Source organism: Sediminicola sp. YIK13, from assembly GCF_001430825.1.
GTDB lineage: Bacteria > Bacteroidota > Bacteroidia > Flavobacteriales > Flavobacteriaceae > Sediminicola.
This window is the reverse complement of the sequence record NZ_CP010535.1, coordinates 3,435,120-3,454,524: the sequence shown is the minus strand read 5'-3', so window position 1 is coordinate 3,454,524 and position 19,405 is coordinate 3,435,120. Positions and strand designations below refer to the sequence as shown.

Here is a 19,405-nt window from a genome sequence, read left to right as displayed (position 1 = left end):
TCTACTCTGACTTTTTTTTTTGGAAACGAAGATTCCATTAAAACACTCCCTTCGCTATCGCCTTAATGTTATCCGATTTTCCCATGGAATAATAATGCAAGACGGGAACGCCTGCTGCCTTTAGCTCGTTGGATTGTTGAATGGCCCATTCTATCCCAATTTGACGCACGGCAGCGTTATTTTTGCAGTCATCCACGGCTTCTATCAATTCCTGTGGGATATCTATCCTAAATACCTGTGGCAACAATTGTAAATGCCTTTTTATGGCAATGGGTTTTATCCCCGGGATGATGGGTACATTAATTCCCATAGCTTTGGCAGCTTCCACAAATTGGAAGTATTTCTGGTTGTCAAAAAACATTTGGGTCACTACATAATCCGCCCCTGCATCTACCTTTTCCTTCAACCTTTTTAGATCGGATTGCAAAGAAGGAGCCTCCAAATGCTTTTCGGGATAACCCGCCACCCCAATACAAAAGTCGGCACATTCATCGGTCTCGATCACTTCGTGCAAATATTTACCTCGGTTTAAGTTTTGGATCTGTTTTACCAAGCCAGTGGCATAGGTATGCCCCCCCTGTATAGGATTGAAATATTTTTCATCCTTCATAGCGTCTCCCCTTAGGGCCATTACATTTTGGATGCCCAAATAATGGCAATCCACTAAAAGGTATTCCGTTTCCTCCTTGGTAAACCCTCCGCAGAGCACGTGGGGTACGGTATCCACATCGTATTTATGTTTTATGGAGGCACAGATCCCAACAGTTCCTGGGCGCATACGGGTCAATTTCTTGTCCAAAAGCCCGTCCCTGTCAATATATACATATTCTTCCCTTGATGTGGTCACATCTATAAAGGGGGGCTTAAATTCCATCAATGGGTCTATATTGTCGTATAACTCCTGAATATTTTTGCCCTTCACCGGGGGGATGATCTCAAATGAGAACAAGGTTTTACCTTCGGCGTTTTTTATGTGATCTGTTACTTTCATATTCTTTCCCCAGCCTAATCTTATATAAGTTTCGGCTTGTTTGGGGTATTTTACTTTGTTATTAATTCTCTTTGGGCGTATCACCGGGCTATCCGCTACATATTTTTATGCTCATGGCCTCAGTTGTTTCCAATACTTTTAGACCTTCATAAAAATGATATCGCTCCTATCCCTAACGCAATTCTGTTTTCATTAAAAGACTCCGTCAATCATCGGCAATATTTGGCGCCAACCATTTTTCAGCCATTTCTTCTGAGATTGCCTTGCGTTTTGCAAAATCATACACCTGATCTTCCTTTATTTTTCCTACCCCAAAATATCTGGCCTCAGGATGGGCAAAATAGTAGCCGCTCACACTGGCCGCAGGCCACATTGCCAAGCTATCGGTAAGTTTAACACCAATACGCTGTTTTACCCTTAACAGTTCCCAAATGGTCAATTTTTCCAAATGGTCGGGACATGCCGGATACCCTGGGGCCGGTCTTATTCCTTTATATGATTCTGAGATCAACTCTTCATTGGTCAATCGCTCATCGGAGGCATACCCCCAATGATCAGTTCTTACCTCCTTGTGCAAATACTCGGCAAAGGCCTCGGCCAAACGGTCCGATAATGCTTTGATCATTATGGAATTGTAATCATCCAGATCCTTTTCATAATCCGCGGCCAACTCGGCGGTGCCAAACCCTGTAGAAACACAAAAGAAGCCCATATAATCCTCAATCCCCGATTCCTTTGGGGCTATATAATCCGCTAGGGCAAAATTTGGTTTGCCCTCATATTTTTTCAATTGTTGTCTCAAGGTCCGAAACACAAATTTCTTTTCTCCTTGGTGTTTTTTGGCATGATGCCCTGGTGGCACGATCACCTCAATATCGTCATCATTAATGCTATTTGCCTGAAACAGCCCAAAAACCGCTTTGGCAGTAAGCAATTTCTCATCGAAGATCTTTTCCAATAAGGTTTGGGCATCCTTAAAAAGTTCGGTTGCTTCCTTTCCCACCACCTCATCGGTTAAGATCGCAGGATACTTTCCATGGAGCTCCCAACTTCTAAAAAATGGGGTCCAATCAATAAAATCCTTTAATTTTCGAAGCTCTAAATCCTTGATCACCTGTACCCCCATATTTTTTGGTACAGCGATGTCCTTTTCGTTCCAATCAATTTTATATTTATTGGTACGCGCTTCAGACAATGGCAAATACTCCTTACGCTTCCCCCGTTTGGCAAATTGAGTTCTGAATTCCTCGTAATCCAATTTAATGGAATCCTTATAGGTCCTTGATGTTTCTTTTTGCAACAGGTCCCCCACTACGGTCACGGCCCTGGAGGCATCGTTCACATGGACTACTGTATTCTTATACTGTGGATCTATCTTAACCGCTGTATGGGCCTTGCTGGTGGTAGCTCCTCCTATCAATAAGGGTACGGAAAAATTCTGACGTTCCATTTCCTTGGCCAAATAAACCATCTCATCCAAAGATGGGGTGATCAGGCCACTGAGCCCTATAATATCTACCTGATGCTCTTTGGCAGCATTGATAATCTTTTCTGGGGGCACCATAACCCCAAGGTCTATAATCTCATAGTTATTGCATGCAAGAACCACACTCACAATATTCTTTCCAATATCGTGCACATCCCCTTTTACGGTTGCCATCAATATTTTTCCTGCCGAAGAACTGCTGCCTTCAGGTAGGGGATTCTTCAACTTTTCCTCCTCTATATAAGGCAGTAAATAAGCCACGGCCTTCTTCATAACCCGAGCCGACTTAACAACCTGTGGTAAAAACATCTTCCCACTTCCAAATAGGTCACCTACCACATTCATCCCTGTCATCAGATGGCCTTCGATCACCTTAATGGGCTTGTCCACACTCTGTCTGGCTTCCTCCACATCTTCAATGATGTACTGGTCTATTCCTTTGACCAAGGCTCTGGTGATCCTATTCTGTAGGGATTCCGTTCTCCAAGTAAGGTCTACCTTGCTTTCCTTGGCTGTGCCAACTACGGTTTCGGCAAAGTCCAGCAAACGTTCCGTGGCATCGTCCCTTCTGTTCAAAATAACGTCTTCTACACGGTCCAAGAGATCCTTGGGAATATCATCGTATACTTCCAACATAGTGGGGTTTACAATACCTATGTTCATCCCTGCTTTTATGGCGTGGTAAAGGAACACAGAATGCATGGCTTCCCTAACCGGATTGTTGCCTCTAAAGGAAAAGGACACGTTGCTCACACCCCCACTGACACTGCAATGCGGGAGGTTCTTTTTTACCCAAGCCGTAGCTTCAATAAAATCGAGGGCATTACGCTTGTGCTCATCCATTCCCGTGGCCACAGGAAAGACATTGAGATCAAATATGATATTCTCAGGAGCAAACTTCACCTTGTTCACCAAGATATCATAGGAACGCTTGCTGATTTCCAGCCTGCGCTCATAATTATCTGCCTGTCCCACCTCATCAAAGGCCATGACGATAACTGCAGCCCCATATCTTTTTACCAATTTGGCATGGTGGATAAATTCTGCTTCCCCCTCCTTTAAACTGATGGAGTTCACCACACATTTCCCTTGGACTACCTGAAGGCCAGCTTCAATGATCTCCCATTTGGAACTATCTATCATGATTGGCACACGGGAAATGTCTGGTTCGGCGACTATTAGATTCAGGAATTTCACCATGGCCTCTTTCCCATCTATGAGTCCGTCGTCCATATTGACATCGATGATCTGAGCTCCCCCTTCTACCTGGTCGCGCGCAATATCCAAGGCCTCTTCAAATTTCTCTTCTTTGATTAGACGAAGGAACTTTTTAGATCCGGCTACATTGGTGCGCTCCCCCACGTTCACGAAATTACTTTCTGGAGTGATGACCAAGGGCTCAAGACCCGATAATTTTAAATATTTTGGCTTTATAATGCTCATTTATCTTTCCTTCAACTATATACTATCAACCAACAACTTTCTCGGCTTAAAATTTTCTGCCAGATCGGCTATGGCCCTGATATGTGCCGGAGTGGTCCCACAGCAACCTCCAACTATATTTACCAATCCTTTTTCCAAATATTCCTTTATCTGAGCAGCCATCTGGGGGGGTGTTTCGTCATATTCCCCAAAGGCATTTGGCAACCCCGCATTGGGGTGTGCCGAGACAAAAAATTCTGTTTTTCCAGACAATACCTCCAAATGGGGCACCAATTGATTGGCTCCCAAGGCACAATTAAAACCTACGGATAGGATAGGGATATGACTTATCGATATCAAAAATGCTTCCGCTGTTTGCCCGGATAAGGTTCTTCCTGAAGCATCAGTAATGGTACCACTGACCATAATAGGTATCTCTACGCCCCTTTCCTCCTTTACTTCCTCTATGGCAAAAAGGGCCGCTTTGGCATTGAGCGTATCAAAAATGGTTTCTACCAATAAAAGATCCGATCCTCCGTCCAATAAAGCCTCAACTTGCTGCTTATAGGCAATTCTAAGATCATCAAAGGAAATGGCCCTGAAACCGGGATCGTTTACATCTGGGGACATACTTGCCGTTTTATTGGTGGGTCCTATGCTCCCCGCCACGAATCTCGGTTTATCGGGATTCTTGGCCGTGAATTCATCGGCAACCTTTTTAGCAATACGCGCCGATTCATAATTTAATTCGTACACCAACGTTTCCATGTTGTAATCGGCCATGGCAATGGTAGTTCCGGAGAAGGTATTGGTTTCCACAATGTCGGCCCCAGCTTCAAAATACTTGCGGTGTACTTCCGCAATGGCATCTGGTTGGGTCAATGAAAGCAAGTCATTGTTCCCTTGTAAGGGATGGCCCCAATCCTTAAAGCGTTCGCCCCTAAAATCTTCCTCGGTGAATTTATAGCGTTGGAGCATGGTACCCATGGCACCATCCAGTACCAGCACACGTTCTGTCAATAATTCCTTAATATTCTTCATAATCTTCACTTTGTGTTCCCCCAAATATCAAACGCAATCCCAAATGGGCTGATTTTGGCCTTAACTATCTTGTTGTTCCAACAAAGTCAACGACAAAATCAGGGCCAGGATCAAAATGACCAAGGACCAATAAAATTATACTATCAAGTAAGGAAAAGTGTAGACAATGTTGTCTTTCTTTGAGTTATCTACTCCCGCACTAAACGCTCCTTAAAAGGAACAGCACATGGATTAGAATGTAGCACCTTCTTTGTTCATCCCTCTAGGAAAGGGTATTGAAAAAAGGGTTGCTAAGGCTTCATTGGGTCTAATCCCTCCGCCTTTCTTGATAACGTTTTCAGTTTTGGTAATGAACTAGCTGCAAAGTAACGTCACAGCATTATTAAAAACAAGGAAAGTATGCTTTTTTTAAAACCTTCCAGATAGATTGTAATCTGGAAGGTTTTTTAGACTAATTCAAATATAATCTAAGCTAATATACTCTGTACAACTTCCTTTTTGGCTTCTTTTTTGGAACCATCAAATCCTTCAACCCCACCAACAGTTGTGTATTTCATAACATATCTCTTGCCTGGATTTATGCGTTGATAGGCACTCTGGCACATTACGGCAGCTTCATGGAATCCTGATAAGATCAATTTAAGCTTGCCAGGATAGGTATTGACATCACCTATGGCGTAAACGCCAGGGATATTGGTTTGGTAATCATAAGCATTATCCACTTTAATGGCATTTTTCTCAATTTCCAAGCCCCAGCTCCCAATGGGTCCCAGTTTTGGTGAGAGCCCAAAAAGCGGAATAAAATCATCCACTTCCAAAAAGGTCTCCCCTTTTTCGGCATCGTTATGTTTGATCACTACTGCCTCCAAGGTATCTTTTCCCTGAACGGACACCACCTCAGCCTCTGTAAACAATCGGATCTTGCCCAATTTTGCCAATTCTGCCGCTTTTTCAACGGAATCCAAGGCCCCTCTAAACTCATTCCTACGGTGAACCAAAGAAACTTCTGAAGCTACATTGGTCAAGAAAATGGCCCAATCCAAAGCAGAATCTCCACCCCCGGCAATCACCACTTTTTTATCGCGGTATACCTCAGGGTCCTTGATCATATAAGAAACCCCTTTGTCCTCGTAATTTGCAATATTCGGAATCAATGGCTTTCTAGGTTCAAAAGAACCTAACCCTCCCGCGATGACAACTACTGGTGCATGGTGCTTTGTCCCTTTATTGGTAGTAACGATAAACGTATCATCATCTAACCTTTCCAAGGTTTCAGCCCTTTCTCCTAACGTGAAACCTGCATTAAATGGCCTTATTTGCTCCATAAGGTTGTTTACAAGATCTCCAGCCAAGATTTCTGGAAATGCTGGAATATCGTATATGGGTTTCTTTGGATAGATCTCAGAACATTGTCCCCCTGGTTGTGGCAATGCGTCTATTAAATGCGTTTTCAATTTCAATAATCCTGCTTCAAAAACAGTGAACAATCCCGTAGGTCCCGCTCCAATGATCAGTATATCTGTCTTTATCATAACTTCTGACTTTCTACTTGTTTATATTCTTGGGCAACCTCTAAAATGGCGGCCCTGTGTTTAACTACTTCTCCAATTATTATTATCGCCGGATTTGCCAATTCTTGTCTGGCCACCTCAGCTTCTATGGTTGCTATTTTTGCAACGCCTACTTTTTCATCATCCCTAGTACCATTTTGGATTATGGCAATTGGCAATTCTGATTTACCTTCCTGCTTGAACAGCTCTACAATTGCTGGCAACTTGGACATGCCCATCAATATCACTACGGTGGCATTGCTCTTTGCCGCCAAGGCTACATCAGTGGATAACTGATGGTCTTTTGTGGTTCCTGTGATCACCCAGAAACTTTCTGCCGCTCCTCTTTTGGTCACCGGTATATTTTGGGATGCCGGCACTGCCACTGAAGATGAAATCCCTGGAACCATGGCTACAGCTAAACCTGCCTTTGCAGCATATTCCATTTCTTCAGCTCCCCTACCAAACACAAAGGGGTCACCACCTTTTAGGCGTACCACATGTCCATATGCATGTGCCCTACTAATAATCAGTTCGTTGATCTGGTCTTGTTGATAAGCATAACATCCTTTGCGCTTGCCTACGAAAATATGTTCCGAATGCTCGGCATACGCCAACAACTCCGGATCCACCAAGGCATCATAGAGAACAACATCCGCAGATGCCAGTGCTTTGATCGCCTTTAAGGTTATCAGCTCCACATCGCCAGGTCCTGCCCCTACAACCGTTAATTTAGGTTCTTTATACATGTTCCAATTCCAATTTTCTGTAGGCCGCCACTTTCTTCAAAAATGCATTCGCATCTTTCACATAAGCTTTGGCAAAGGCCTCAGTTGGTTCATTTTTGTTCAATTGCAAAGCGAGGACTTCAAAAGAAGTATCCAGGCTTATTTTATCCGAAGTCACAAAAACAGTATCAAAATCCTTGATAATGCCTGCATGTGTATTCGTTTTGTGATTTTCCGATGTCAACAATGCTTTTGCAGAATTGACCATAGAAGCATAGGAATGGTAGATACTGGCAGCCCATTTTTTATCCTCCAAGGCAATCTGTGCATTGGCGATCTTCTCCTCTGACTCGTACAGCAGGGTAGCGATCAAATCAATGACCACCCCAGCACACTCACCAACCCCAATAGCTTGGACATATTCCTCTGTATTGCCCCAATCGATAAAGTCATCTTGAGTCAGATTTTCAATATCTGCCAAAGGCTTTAAGAAGTCGTAAAAATAAATTTGTCCCTTCTCTACGTAGTAATCCACAAAGGATAGTCCGTTGCCGTTGGCTTCAAAATCGTTCAATATCAATCGCAAGGCTTCCGGTCCCCTTTTGCTCGGTACTTTAATGACCTTATCTGCAAATAATCCTTTTCCATTGCCAATATTTCCACCGCCCAATAACACCTGTAGCGCTGGGGCCACTAATTTCTCTTTGGTCCTGATCGACATGCCCTGAAAACCAATATTGGCCATATTGTGCTGCCCACAGGCATTCATACAACCACTGATTTTAATGACCACGTCCGGATTTTTGATGTATTGCGGATATTCTGCCGCTATCACCCGTTCCAACTCCGCCGCAATTCCTGTACTACTGGCAATCCCCAAGTTACAGGTATCGGTTCCCGGACATGCCGTGATGTCCAACGCTTTATTGTAACCAGCTTCTGCAAATCCAAGTTTTTCCAATTCTGTGTAAAAAAACGGAAGCAAGGCTTCTTTTACATAAGGGATCAGAATATTTTGACGCAGTGAAAGACGAATTTCGCCTGCAGCGTACTTTTCTACTAGATCTGCCAAGGCACGAGCCTTGTCTATATAAAAATCACCTAATTTTACCTTCACCCCTATCGCTACAAAACCTGTTTGTTTTTGGGGCACAATATTGGTTGCCTTCCAATTTTCAAATGCCTCTTGATCCGCAATTGTTACCTCTGGCGCCGTTACATCGGCTATTTGAGCTTGTGGGTAGGCATTGGCATCAATAGGGTACGTTTTAAAAGGAAGAGCCTTTTGTTCGGCTTCCAATAATTCTTTAAAGCCATCCAGACCCAAGTCCTTTATTAAGAATTTCATCCTAGCTTTGGCCCTGCTTTTTCGTTCCCCATATCGGTCGAAAACTCTTACAACCCCTTCCATCAAAGGAATAATTTGATCACTTGGTAAATAGGAAAACAATTCATCCGCATGACGGGGCTGGGAACCCAAGCCGCCACCTAACATCACTTTAAAACCAGGAACCCCATTTTGGAGTTTGGCAATAAAGCCAAGATCGTGCATATAGGAAAGTCCCGTATCCGCATCACTGGCTGAAAAAGAAACTTTAAACTTCCTTCCCATTTCCTGACTGACAGGATTCCTTAAAAAATATTGGAATAAGGCATGTGCATACGGAGATACATCAAAAGGTTCCTCTGTATCTATCCCCGCCGTTTCACTTGCCGTTACGTTTCTAACGGTGTTACCACAGGCTTCCCGTAAGGTGATATCGTCCTTTTCCAATTGGGACCAAAGTTCAGGGGTTCTGTTAAGATCCACATAATGGATCTGTATATCCTGTCTTGTGGTAATATGTAAACGCCCAGTGGAATATTCTTCCGAAACATCACATATCCTTCGTAATTGGTTGGAGGAAACTTTTCCATAAGGCAATTTGATACGAATCATTTGCACCCCTTCCTGACGTTGCCCATAAACACCCCTTGCCAAACGAAGGCTTCTAAACTTTTCTTCGTCTAGCTTTCCTTCATGGAACTGGCGTATTTTGGCCTCCAAGTCAATAATATCCTTTTGTACTACTGGATTTTCTATTTCTGTTCTAAAACTCTGCATAGGACCGCTTCTCTAATTATTACTGGCGTTTTTAATATATCCCTATTTATTCTATGTATTTAATAGGATAAATATAAAAAGAGCGCCTTACTTTATTTATTTACAAATGGGATCAGTTTATAAAACCAACGCCTGCCGTGGTATTGGATTGGGTATCTATCAAGATAAATGACCCATTGGCTTTGTTGTCTTTGTACGCATCAAAATAAATTGGCTTGCTCAATTTGATGCTCACTTCCCCAATTTCGTTCAAGGCCAATTTATTATTGGCATCATGTACGCCCGTGTATTCTGTAGATACCACATTTTTAATGGCATCAATTTTGGACAATACCTTATTGGTGTTATGCTGAACCATATATTTAGCTCCTGGTTGCAGTTGTTTACTATCCATCCAACATACAGTTGCCGTAATCTGTTTTTCAATTTTTGGAAGCTCCTTGCTCTTTACCAACATATCCCCTCTGGTGATATTGATATCATCCTCCAAGGTGATATTAACGGAACTACCTGCAACGGCCTCATCATATTTTTTATCAAAAAAGTAAATTTCCTTTACTTTGGATTGCCTTAAAGATGGCAACACGGTTACACTGTCCCCCACTTTTAAGCTACCACCATATATTTTACCGGCATAGCCTCTAAAATCATGGTATTCATCCATTTTGGGTCGGATGACCGACTGAACTGGAAAACGTACTTGCCCCTTATCATATACATCAGCGGCTTCCAAATTTTCTAAATGTCCAAGAATGGTGTCCCCATCGTACCAAGTCATAGCATCCGTTCGTTTCACAATATTGTCGCCTTTTAGCGCACTTACTGGAATATAACTCACGTTTTGTTCCTGGTAGGTGCTCTTCGCATTTAAGGCCTCAAAATCCCTTTTAATATCATTGAACACCTCTTCTGAATAATCTACCAGATCCATTTTGTTGACCGCCACGATCACGTCCTTTACCTTTAAAAGGTTATTGATGAAGAAATGTCGATAGGTCTGCTCGATCACCCCTTTTCTTGCATCGATCAGGATAATGGCCACTTGGGATGTAGATGCTCCGGTTACCATGTTCCTGGTATACTCAACATGCCCAGGGGTATCGGCAATTATATAACTTTTGGTGGGTGTGGAAAAATAGATATGGGCCACATCAATGGTAATCCCCTGTTCCCTTTCGGCCACAAGTCCGTCCGTAGCCAATGAGAAATCCAAATAATCATAACCTCTCTGCCTGCTACTTTTCTCTATGGCCTCCAACTTATCATCGGTGAGGGATTTTGTATCGTAAAGCAACCTTCCAATTAAGGTGCTCTTCCCATCATCCACACTTCCTGCTGTTGCTATTTTTAGTACTTCCATGCCTTTATGAACCTCTCCTTATGAAAGGATTTTTTTGTTTGATCTATTGCTTTTGATTTACATCTTCCCGATTACGGATCAATGCTTTAGAAATATCCTTGTTGCTTGCGTTTTTCCATGGCCGCCTCGGAACGCTTATCGTCAATACGGGCACCTCTTTCTGAAATTTTTGATTCACGAATTTCAGCAACCACCTTATCAATGGTATCTGCATGTGATAGAACGGCAGCTGTACAGGACATATCCCCAACAGTTCTAAATCTTACTGTACGTTCCTCTACCTTTTCATCTTCCGCACGAAACACTACTCCGTCCTCTGCCGACCAGATCAATCCGTCCCTTTCAAAAATATTACGTTGGTGTGCAAAATAAATGGATGGGATTTCAATCTCCTCCTTTTGTATGTAGCTCCACACATCCAATTCTGTCCAGTTACTGATAGGGAAGACCCTTACATTCTGACCAATCTCTATTTGTCCATTGAGCATATCGAACAATTCTGGACGCTGATTTTTTTCGTCCCATTGTCCAAAATCGTCGCGGACAGAAAAAATACGTTCTTTTGCCCTGGCCTTTTCCTCATCTCTTCTGGCACCACCAATACAGGCATCGAACTTAAATTCCTCGATTGCATCCAAAAGGGTCGTGGTCTGCAACATATTCCTACTGGCATATTTTCCAGTTTCCTCAACTACTTTCCCTTGATCTATTGAATCCTGCACATTACGGATGATGAGTTCCACGCCCAGTTCCTTCGCCAGTTTATCCCTGAATTCTATGGTTTCCGGGAAATTGTGTCCAGTATCGATATGCATTAAAGGAAATGGGATTTTTGCAGGAAAGAATGCCTTCTGCGCCAATCGGACCAAAGTAATGGAATCCTTACCTCCAGAAAATAACAATACAGGTCTTTCGAACTGTGCCACCACTTCCCTAAAGATGTAAATGGCCTCATTCTCCAAGGCATTGGTTTGCAAAACCCTTGATTGTGAAATTTTTGTTGTTTGTTTTGAATCTAATGTTGCTGTTTCCAAACTATATCTTTTTTGATTTCCTTTTTCAATTATGACAGGAAAAATTGATTGCTGCTTTCCTCTAATTAGGTGTGTAATCCACACTCCCGATTGTCCAGTACTTTGGTCGGGTCAAAATATTTATGTTCATTGGGCAACCCAAGATTTGCGAGATAGGCATCCAATTGCGCATCATTCCAATGGTAAAATGGACTCACCTTTAATACACCATCCTTGCTTTGGCTCAAAATATCCAAAGTATCACGCAGGGCGGTCTGCCCTTTTCTTAAATTGGTGAACCACACATCTGGCTTATGCTCTGCCATTGCTCTTTTAAAAGGTTCCAATTTCACCTGTTCTGTGAAAATGGCATGGTTTGGGTCTTCAATTCCTGGAATTCCCAAAACAGCATCCCTGTGCGCTGCTGTTTGCTTTGGCACGTATAACTTAATGTTCAAGTCCAGTTTAGCGATTAACTCCTCGGCATGTTTGTATGTATTGGGGGTATTGTAGCCCGTATCGCACCAGATTACCGGAACATCTTTTTCTATATCAGTCACCGCATGAAGTATTGCCACTTCATAAGGTCGAAAATTAGTGGTTACCACCGCGTTTTTAGCGTATTGCAAAGCCCAAGAAATAATTTCTTCTGGTGGTATGCCCTTGAATTGGGCATTAAGATCTTTTATCTGTTGTTCCGTAAACTTCATTTTTCCTGATTTAATACGCTTAAAACTGATTCTCTAATTACTTGCCCCAGTTAATGGAATTCCATGCTCTTTCATGAAAAAAGTACAATAGCATCTTAGTAAACAATTCTACCAATCCGATTGAAAAAGCCACCTTTGCAGTACCTGTAACAATCCAAGAAATTAAAATGGTATCAATGGTACCAATAATCCTCCAGCTAATGGATTTAACAATACTCCTTTTTGGCTGCTCAGTTTTCTTGTCGGACTTATAGCTGGTACTACTCGCTTTTTTACCTAATATCAATTGATCTGCTATCATGTGAAACAATTTAAAATACTAATCCCTATAGATTTAGTAGAGTAAGCAAAAGTAAAATTAATTTTTACTTTTATAGGCAAAAGATTGACCAATATTACTTTTGCCCTATAGTTTTAGTAGATTAATGAAAAAGAAGGATGATTTTTGAGGATTTCCTAATAAATATAGCAGGAGTAGTACTAAAAATGCGCTTAGGACATTAAATCGGCGAGGGTATTGCTGCCAAAAACCTCTAACGTACTGTCCCTCACTTGAATCATAAGCTTGTGAACGGAACAACTTTCCTCATCTGGACAGTCACTGCATTTTTCGTAAAAATTAAGGCTGACACAGGGAACAAGGGCAATAGGACCTTCCAAAACCCTCATCACCGTGGTCATTGGAATATCTTTGGGGTCCTTAATGAGGTAATACCCCCCACCCTTTCCTTTTTTTGATCCTAAAAAGCCTGTTTTACGCAAGGTTAACAGAATGCTTTCCAAAAATTTTTGTGAAATATTCTCGTGATTGGCAATTTCAGCAATTTGAACGGGCTCCCTATCTTTTTGGTTGGCCAAAAAGGTGAGCGCCTTTAATCCGTACTTGGTCTTCTTAGAAAGCATACTACGAATATAGGAAAATTTGGTATTGCTTGTTGCGCCATAAACTCCCCTTTTTTTCAGCCTATCCCAATACCCAAAGTCTTACGCCAATGCCTGATCAATATCGGCAATAATGTCATCTATGTGTTCCAGGCCTACGGAAACCCTTACCATACCATCTGTTATCCCAGCGCCCAATCGTTCTTCGGTGGTTAACTTGCTATGGGTCGTGGATGCAGGGTGTGTTACAATACTTCTTGCATCACCCAAATTAGCAGACAAGGACAGTAATTTTATGGCATCAAAGAATTTCCTTCCCGCCTCTACTCCTCCCTTTACATCAAAGGCAACCACACAACCGCCAGCTTTCATTTGCCTTTTGGCGATTTCGTATTGGGGGTGCGATTTTAAAAATGGATATTTTACCCAATTTACCTTGGGATGTTCTTCCAAGAATTGGGCTAGTTTTAAAGCATTCTCACAATGTCGGTCTACCCTTACGGACAAGGTCTCCAAACTTTTAGATAACACCCAGGCGTTAAAAGGGGATAATGCCGGACCGGTAATTCGTGAAAAACGATACACTTTTTCCATCAACTCCTTTCCTCCCACAGTAATCCCTGCCAATACACGGCCTTGGCCATCCATAAGTTTGGTCCCGGAATGTATCACCAGATGGGCACCAAATTTAATGGGTTGCTGCAAATATGGGGAAGCAAAACAATTGTCCACTATAAAGATCAAATTGTGCTTATTGGCAATCGCTCCCAATACCTCCAGATCGAGGATATCAACCCCAGGATTGGTAGGCGATTCTGCATAAAGTATTTTGGTTTTTGGGGTGATTAGCCCCTCAATGGTATCTACCTCATTTATGTTGAAATAACTGGTATTGATATTCCACTTCGGAAAAAATTGGGTAAAGAGACTATGGGTAGAGCCAAAAACACTTCTACAAGAAATAATATGGTCTCCACTTTCCAAAAGGGCAGCAAAGGTTGAAAAAACAGCTGCCATTCCCGACGCAAAGGCGAAGCCGTCTTCTGCGCCTTCCATTTTACATACTTTTTCAATAAATTCCGAAGAATTGGGGTTGCTATATCTTGAATATATATTTCTTTCCTTTTCCTCTGCAAAGGAAGCGCGCATGTCTTCTGCATCCTCAAATACAAAACTGGACGTAAGGTACATGGGCGTTGAATGCTCCAAATACTGACTTCGTTCCATTTGTGTGCGAATTGCTTCCGTTTCAAACTGCTTTTTTTTCATAATCAACTTTTCTCTGTAATTCGTAATATATCGCCAAACACCCCTCTTGCTGTTACTGCCGCACCTGCTCCCGCTCCTTGTATGACCAAGGGTTTTTCACCGTATGATTCCGTGTAAATCTCAATGATAGAGTCAGATCCTTTTACTTGTCCCAAAGCACTTTCCTTGGGAACCGAGACTAATTTTACCTGCAAGACTCCCTTTTCCTGTTGCAAGTCCCCAGATAGCTCTCCCACATACCGCAACACATGGTTTGGTTTTTGTTGCTCCTTAATACTCTTGAACTTTTCATCCAACACTTCCAAATGCTGCAAGAAGTCAGAAGCTGTACCTTCCCTCAATTCACTGGGAATCAAATTTTGGATCTCAATATCCGAAAATTCATTGCTCAGATCCAGTTCCCTGGCCAAAATAAGTAATTTTCTACCCACGTCATTACCAGAAAGGTCTTCCCTCGGGTCCGGCTCGGTGAATCCCTTATCCATTGCTTCCTTTAAGATACTTGAAAAAGAGGCATCCTCCTCGGAAAAGGTATTAAAAATATAACTCAAAGAACCTGAGAAAACGCCTTTTATCCTAGTGATATTCTCCCCGGACATATGCAATAGCTTTATGGTATCTATCAAAGGCAACCCTGCCCCCACATTGGTCTCATAAAGGTATTGCTTTTGATGTTTATCCAGTTCTTCCCGTAACAATTGATAGAAATCATATCCCAAGGTATTGGCAATTTTATTCGAAGATACCAGGTCGAATCCGTTTTCAACGAAGTCGAAATAATGGGCAACAAAATCCTGATTGGCAGTATTGTCCACAGCTATCAAGTTTTCCAAATGATGGTTCCTCGCAAAATCAAAAACATCCTTTAGTTGGTATTCCATGCCCCTGGAAACTATGTCCGTCTTCCAGTTCTTAGAGACACCCTTGGGATTAAAAAGCACTCTTTTGGAATTTGCCACGGCAAAAACATTGAGGTTTATCCCATTTCTTTTTTCAATCTTTTTGGAAGATTTCAGTATTTGATCAATGAGGGTTCCTCCAACATTGCCATGTCCAAAAACAGCAATATTTACCTTTTTACTAATTCCGAAAATCTGGCCGTGCATCACATTAAGGGCCTTGTGCAGGTCTGTCTTTTTTAGGACCAAGCTCACATTCTTCCCCGATACCGTATTGTTGAACAATAAGGGAACTATCTGGTTTTTGATCAGCGCATTATAGGGCTTGTGAAAAGTGCTCAAGTCCTCCCCCACAATGGAGATGATGGAAACGTCTTCCACCACCGTGATCATACTGATATCCTGCGAATGGAAATCGTGCTCAAATTCCTTTTCCAGGGCCATTTTTGCCAAAACAGCCTTATCCGTGGCCACTACCAATCCGATCCCCCTTTCAGAAGATCCTTGTGAAATGATGCTCACACTAATTTTATTATCCCCCAAAGCTCTAAAAATTCGGGCATCCACACCTACTTTCCCCAAAAGCCCACGTCCTTCCAGATTGATAAGTGACATATGTTCAAAGACGGAAAGTGATTTGATGCCTTCAACATCCGTTTTCGCGCTTATGAGGGTTCCCTTATTGTCATCATTAAAAGTGTTCAATATCCGTAATGGGATATTTTTCTCAATAAGCGGAATAATGGTCTTGGCGTGCAGGATCGTCGTCCCAAAATTTGCCAGCTCATTGGCCTCCCCATAGGATAGTTCTGAAATAATTTTGGCATCCGGCACTAAATCCGGATTGGCAGTAAAGATCCCATCTACATGGGTATAACTCTGTAACTCCTCGGCATTTAAATAATTGGCCAATAAGGAAGCAGAATAATTACTGCCGTTTCTACCCAGGGTGGTGGTGGCATTATCGGTATTGGAAGCAATGAACCCAGCTATAACAGGGACGCAATCAGCATCCAATTTCCCAAATTCATAGACTACATTATCCCTGGACAGGCCATCCAAAACCTGGGCATCTCCAAAAGAGGCATCGGTCTTTATCAAATTTCTAGAATCCAGCAACTTGGCTTTAACACCTCTCCCTACCAATAACTTCGTCAGCAGTTTGGCAGAAATAAGCTCTCCATATGACAAGACTTGGTCCTTGATCTTGGAACTATAATCCCCCAAAAGGGAAACCCCTTCGAACAATTTCACCAATTCTGTAAACTCCTTGGACAGATCTACATTTTTGTAGGTGTGCCTTTGATATTTCTCAAAAGCTTCAAAATCCTTGGCATAATTCTTCCCATTGGCAGCCTTTTCCAAAATGGCCTCCAGTTGGTCAGTAGCCTTGTCCCGGGCAGATAATACCACTGTTATTTTTTCTCCATCCTTCACTTTGGAGGTGATGATATCCAAAACCCTTTCAATTCCTTCCCCATTGGCCAAAGATTTCCCCCCAAATTTGAGCACCTTTATCCTCTTGGAATCTCCATTTTGGTCAAAAATCCCTTTTAACAATTCCTGAACCTGATCAAACTCTATCAAAAAAGCATCGTGCCCGTGTAGCGAATGGATTTCACCATAGGTCACCTTGCTATTGGCCTGGGCCCATTGTTTAAAGGTCTCCTTATTTTCCTTTGCGGTAAAGAACAGATCGGAATCTACCCCTATGATATGAATATTGGTATCGCTCTTCTGCAATTTCATAAAGCGGTCCTCTCCGTCCCTGGTCACATCTATGGTCTTTAATAATTGGTTGGCAAGTTTGTAGGCCGATAATTGAAACCGCTCCTGCAACTTGTTCCCATGGTGCAGCAACCAACTTTCCACATTAAACACCTTTAATTCTTCATTGGTGCTCCTTTTAAAACGCTCCTTAAAAGACTCAGGGGTTCTGTAGCACAACATGGCATGCATACGGGCATCCTGTACGGGCTGCTTGGAATTCACCAAAAACTGTTCCTGGATCTGACAGTTTGCAATTAACCAATCCGTGGACTTCCAGTCAGACGCAACAGGGATCAGGTGTTCGGTTAGGTTAGGGTTCAATACGGCCATTTCCCAAGCGATGCCACCCCCTAATGATCCCCCGATCAAGGCATATATCCTATTAATATCCAACAGGTCAAGGCCCTGCAAAAAGATATTGGCAATATCCCTGGCCACAAAATCCTTATAATTCTCAATAACAAAACCATCGTACCCATTGCCCGGAACATTAAAACAAAGCACCGTATATTTTTTGGTATCTATACACTTATCGTCACCAATTAAGGCAGACCACCAACCGTGTTCCCCGGCCACGTCCGAATTACCGGTCAGGGCATGGTTCACCAAGACTATTGGGGCAGAATGCAATTCGGGTCCGAATAACTGATAGGACAAGGAAATATCCAAACTGCTTCCGCTGTAAGTGGTGTAATTTTTAATCTTTAAATGCTTTAACATAATGGGTCATCTTAACGTTGACAGGTATTCTTACTTTATTACCAATAGCGCACTAGGCTATGGGATTGCTCAATTCGATGGTCTTGAAGGCATGCTCCAAGTCCGACTTTAAATCCTCGAGATTTTCCAGTCCTACAGATAATCTAATTAGATCTGTGGTCACGCCTGTTGATTCCTGGGCCGCAGCATCCAATTGCTGATGCGTGGTACTAGCCGGGTGTATGATCAAAGATTTTGTATCGCCAATATTGGCAAGCAAAGAGAATATTTTGGTTTCATCTGCTATTTTTTTGGCAGACTCGAATCCTCCTTTAACTCCAAAGGTAACAATACTACTCTGACCTTTAGGTAGGTATTTTTTGGCCAATTGGTTGTATTTACTGCTTTCCAGACCTGGATAATTCACCCAAACCACCTCATCACGACTTTCCAGCCATTGGGCCAGTGCCAGTGCATTTTCACTATGTTTTGCAATTCTTATCTCCAAAGTTTCCAAACCTTGTATAATTTGAAATGCATTAAATGGACTCAGTGCCGCCCCGTGATCCCGTAATCCTTCAATCCTGACCTTAGCAATAAATGCTGCCGGTCCCAAAGCTTCATGATATACCAGTCCATGGTATCCCGCAGATGGTTCCGTGAACTCAGGGAATTTGCCACTGCTCCAATCAAAAGTACCAGCATCTATTATGGCCCCACCAAGAGCTGTTCCATTCCCGTTGATAAATTTGGTCAACGAATGGATCACGATATTGGCACCATGGGCTATAGGATTTAACAAGGCAGGTGTTGCGACCGTATTATCCACAATAAAGGGAATTTTAGCTGCTTTTGCTTCTTTGGATATTGCAGCCAGATCCAGGACATCCAATTTAGGATTCCCGAGGGACTCTACAAAAATGGCCCTAGTATTATCATTAACCGCCTTGCCAAAATTTGCAGGATCAGAAGGGTCTACAAAAGTGGTAGTGATCCCCAGTCTTGGAAGTGTAACGTTCAATAAATTGTAAGTACCCCCATATAAACTATTGGAAGCCACAATATGGTCGCCCGCTTTTAATAAAACCAATAAGGTCGTAGAAATTGCTGCTGTTCCGGAAGCCGTAACCACGGATGCTATTCCGCCTTCCAAAACGGCCAAGCGCTGCTCTAAAATATCATTGGTAGGGTTATTGATCCTGGTGTAGATGTTCCCAGGCTCCGCCAAAGCAAAAAGATTGGCTGCATGGTCCGAATCCTTAAAGACAAAGGCCGTACTCTGATAGATAGGTACTGCTCTTGTTCCTCCATTGGCCGCCACGTCGTGGCCTGCATGTAATGCGTTTGTTGAAAATTTTTGATCACTCATGATTTTTGTTTTTTTAATTGTTAAAACTGAATAAATTAAAAAAGCCAAACCCTGATCCGCGGACAATGCGAATAGGTAAAATCAAAAAAGTTAAAAAGAAAAGACAGTTGCC

General features: G+C 42.4%; 14 protein-coding genes and 1 riboswitch. All 14 genes read right to left on the bottom strand.

Annotated features, from left to right (window positions below; genetic code table 11):
* Positions 1 to 37: 37 nt before the first annotated feature.
* Positions 38 to 991, bottom strand: coding sequence for a methylenetetrahydrofolate reductase [NAD(P)H] (gene metF, locus SB49_RS15250; RefSeq protein ID WP_062058392.1), 954 nt, complete (start codon positions 989 to 991; stop codon positions 38 to 40).
* Between the two features lie 205 nt (positions 992 to 1,196).
* Complete coding sequence (metH, locus tag SB49_RS15245) at positions 1,197 to 3,920, bottom strand: methionine synthase (protein ID WP_062058389.1); 2,724 nt, start codon at positions 3,918 to 3,920, stop codon at positions 1,197 to 1,199.
* A gap of 15 nt (positions 3,921 to 3,935) precedes the next feature.
* The gene (locus tag SB49_RS15240) at positions 3,936 to 4,940 is read right to left on the bottom strand and encodes a homocysteine S-methyltransferase family protein (protein ID WP_062058386.1); all 1,005 of its coding nucleotides are present in this window, start codon (positions 4,938 to 4,940) and stop codon (positions 3,936 to 3,938) included.
* A 181-nt stretch (positions 4,941 to 5,121) separates the two neighbouring features.
* Positions 5,122 to 5,275, bottom strand: a riboswitch (SAM riboswitch).
* Positions 5,276 to 5,407: 132 nt separating this feature from the next.
* Positions 5,408 to 6,472: an NAD(P)/FAD-dependent oxidoreductase gene (locus SB49_RS15235; protein WP_062058383.1), complete on the bottom strand. Its 1,065-nt coding sequence runs from the start codon at positions 6,470 to 6,472 to the stop codon at positions 5,408 to 5,410.
* A complete protein-coding gene (gene cobA, locus SB49_RS15230; protein ID WP_062058380.1) occupies positions 6,469 to 7,239 on the bottom strand; it encodes a uroporphyrinogen-III C-methyltransferase in 771 nt (256 codons plus the stop codon). Before cobA ends, SB49_RS15235 begins: the two co-directional genes overlap by 4 nt.
* On the bottom strand, positions 7,232 to 9,322 hold the full coding sequence (locus tag SB49_RS15225) for a HEPN domain-containing protein (protein WP_062058377.1): 2,091 nt from the start codon (positions 9,320 to 9,322) through the stop codon (positions 7,232 to 7,234). The genes cobA and SB49_RS15225 overlap by 8 nt, the downstream gene beginning before the upstream one ends.
* Before the next feature lie 112 nt (positions 9,323 to 9,434).
* A complete protein-coding gene (locus SB49_RS15220; protein ID WP_062058376.1) occupies positions 9,435 to 10,682 on the bottom strand; it encodes a sulfate adenylyltransferase subunit 1 in 1,248 nt (415 codons plus the stop codon).
* Between the two features lie 86 nt (positions 10,683 to 10,768).
* Positions 10,769 to 11,716: a sulfate adenylyltransferase subunit CysD gene (cysD, locus tag SB49_RS15215; protein WP_082591171.1), complete on the bottom strand. Its 948-nt coding sequence runs from the start codon at positions 11,714 to 11,716 to the stop codon at positions 10,769 to 10,771.
* A gap of 65 nt (positions 11,717 to 11,781) precedes the next feature.
* Positions 11,782 to 12,405 carry a phosphoadenosine phosphosulfate reductase domain-containing protein gene (locus SB49_RS15210; RefSeq protein WP_062058373.1) on the bottom strand — a complete coding sequence of 208 codons (624 nt, stop codon included), beginning with the start codon at positions 12,403 to 12,405 and terminating at the stop codon, positions 11,782 to 11,784.
* Positions 12,406 to 12,442: 37 nt separating this feature from the next.
* A complete protein-coding gene (locus tag SB49_RS15205) occupies positions 12,443 to 12,706 on the bottom strand; it encodes a DUF2061 domain-containing protein (protein WP_062058369.1) in 264 nt (87 codons plus the stop codon).
* A 191-nt stretch (positions 12,707 to 12,897) separates the two neighbouring features.
* On the bottom strand, positions 12,898 to 13,308 hold the full coding sequence (locus tag SB49_RS15200; protein ID WP_062058366.1) for an RrF2 family transcriptional regulator: 411 nt from the start codon (positions 13,306 to 13,308) through the stop codon (positions 12,898 to 12,900).
* Positions 13,309 to 13,389: 81 nt separating this feature from the next.
* The gene (locus SB49_RS15195; protein WP_062058363.1) at positions 13,390 to 14,556 is read right to left on the bottom strand and encodes a trans-sulfuration enzyme family protein; all 1,167 of its coding nucleotides are present in this window, start codon (positions 14,554 to 14,556) and stop codon (positions 13,390 to 13,392) included.
* Positions 14,557 to 14,558: 2 nt separating this feature from the next.
* Positions 14,559 to 17,945, bottom strand: a complete 3,387-nt coding sequence (thrA, locus tag SB49_RS15190; protein WP_062058360.1) for a bifunctional aspartate kinase/homoserine dehydrogenase I — start codon at positions 17,943 to 17,945, stop codon at positions 14,559 to 14,561.
* Positions 17,946 to 17,997: 52 nt separating this feature from the next.
* Positions 17,998 to 19,293, bottom strand: coding sequence for an O-acetylhomoserine aminocarboxypropyltransferase/cysteine synthase family protein (locus SB49_RS15185; protein WP_062059303.1), 1,296 nt, complete (start codon positions 19,291 to 19,293; stop codon positions 17,998 to 18,000).
* Between the last annotated feature and the right edge of the window lie 112 nt (positions 19,294 to 19,405).

Coding starts and splice junctions, on each gene's coding strand:
- SB49_RS15240 (WP_062058386.1), bottom strand. CDS start 4,940: ATGAAGAATATTAAGGAATTATTGACAGAACGTGTGCTGGTACTGGAT.
- SB49_RS15225 (WP_062058377.1), bottom strand. CDS start 9,322: ATGCAGAGTTTTAGAACAGAAATAGAAAATCCAGTAGTACAAAAGGAT.
- SB49_RS15210 (WP_062058373.1), bottom strand. CDS start 12,405: ATGAAGTTTACGGAACAACAGATAAAAGATCTTAATGCCCAATTCAAG.
- SB49_RS15195 (WP_062058363.1), bottom strand. CDS start 14,556: ATGAAAAAAAAGCAGTTTGAAACGGAAGCAATTCGCACACAAATGGAA.
- thrA (WP_062058360.1), bottom strand. CDS start 17,945: ATGTTAAAGCATTTAAAGATTAAAAATTACACCACTTACAGCGGAAGC.
- SB49_RS15205 (WP_062058369.1), bottom strand. CDS start 12,706: ATGATAGCAGATCAATTGATATTAGGTAAAAAAGCGAGTAGTACCAGC.
- SB49_RS15220 (WP_062058376.1), bottom strand. CDS start 10,682: ATGGAAGTACTAAAAATAGCAACAGCAGGAAGTGTGGATGATGGGAAG.
- cobA (WP_062058380.1), bottom strand. CDS start 7,239: ATGTATAAAGAACCTAAATTAACGGTTGTAGGGGCAGGACCTGGCGAT.
- SB49_RS15200 (WP_062058366.1), bottom strand. CDS start 13,308: ATGCTTTCTAAGAAGACCAAGTACGGATTAAAGGCGCTCACCTTTTTG.
- metH (WP_062058389.1), bottom strand. CDS start 3,920: ATGAGCATTATAAAGCCAAAATATTTAAAATTATCGGGTCTTGAGCCC.
- SB49_RS15235 (WP_062058383.1), bottom strand. CDS start 6,472: ATGATAAAGACAGATATACTGATCATTGGAGCGGGACCTACGGGATTG.
- metF (WP_062058392.1), bottom strand. CDS start 991: ATGAAAGTAACAGATCACATAAAAAACGCCGAAGGTAAAACCTTGTTC.
- SB49_RS15185 (WP_062059303.1), bottom strand. CDS start 19,293: ATGAGTGATCAAAAATTTTCAACAAACGCATTACATGCAGGCCACGAC.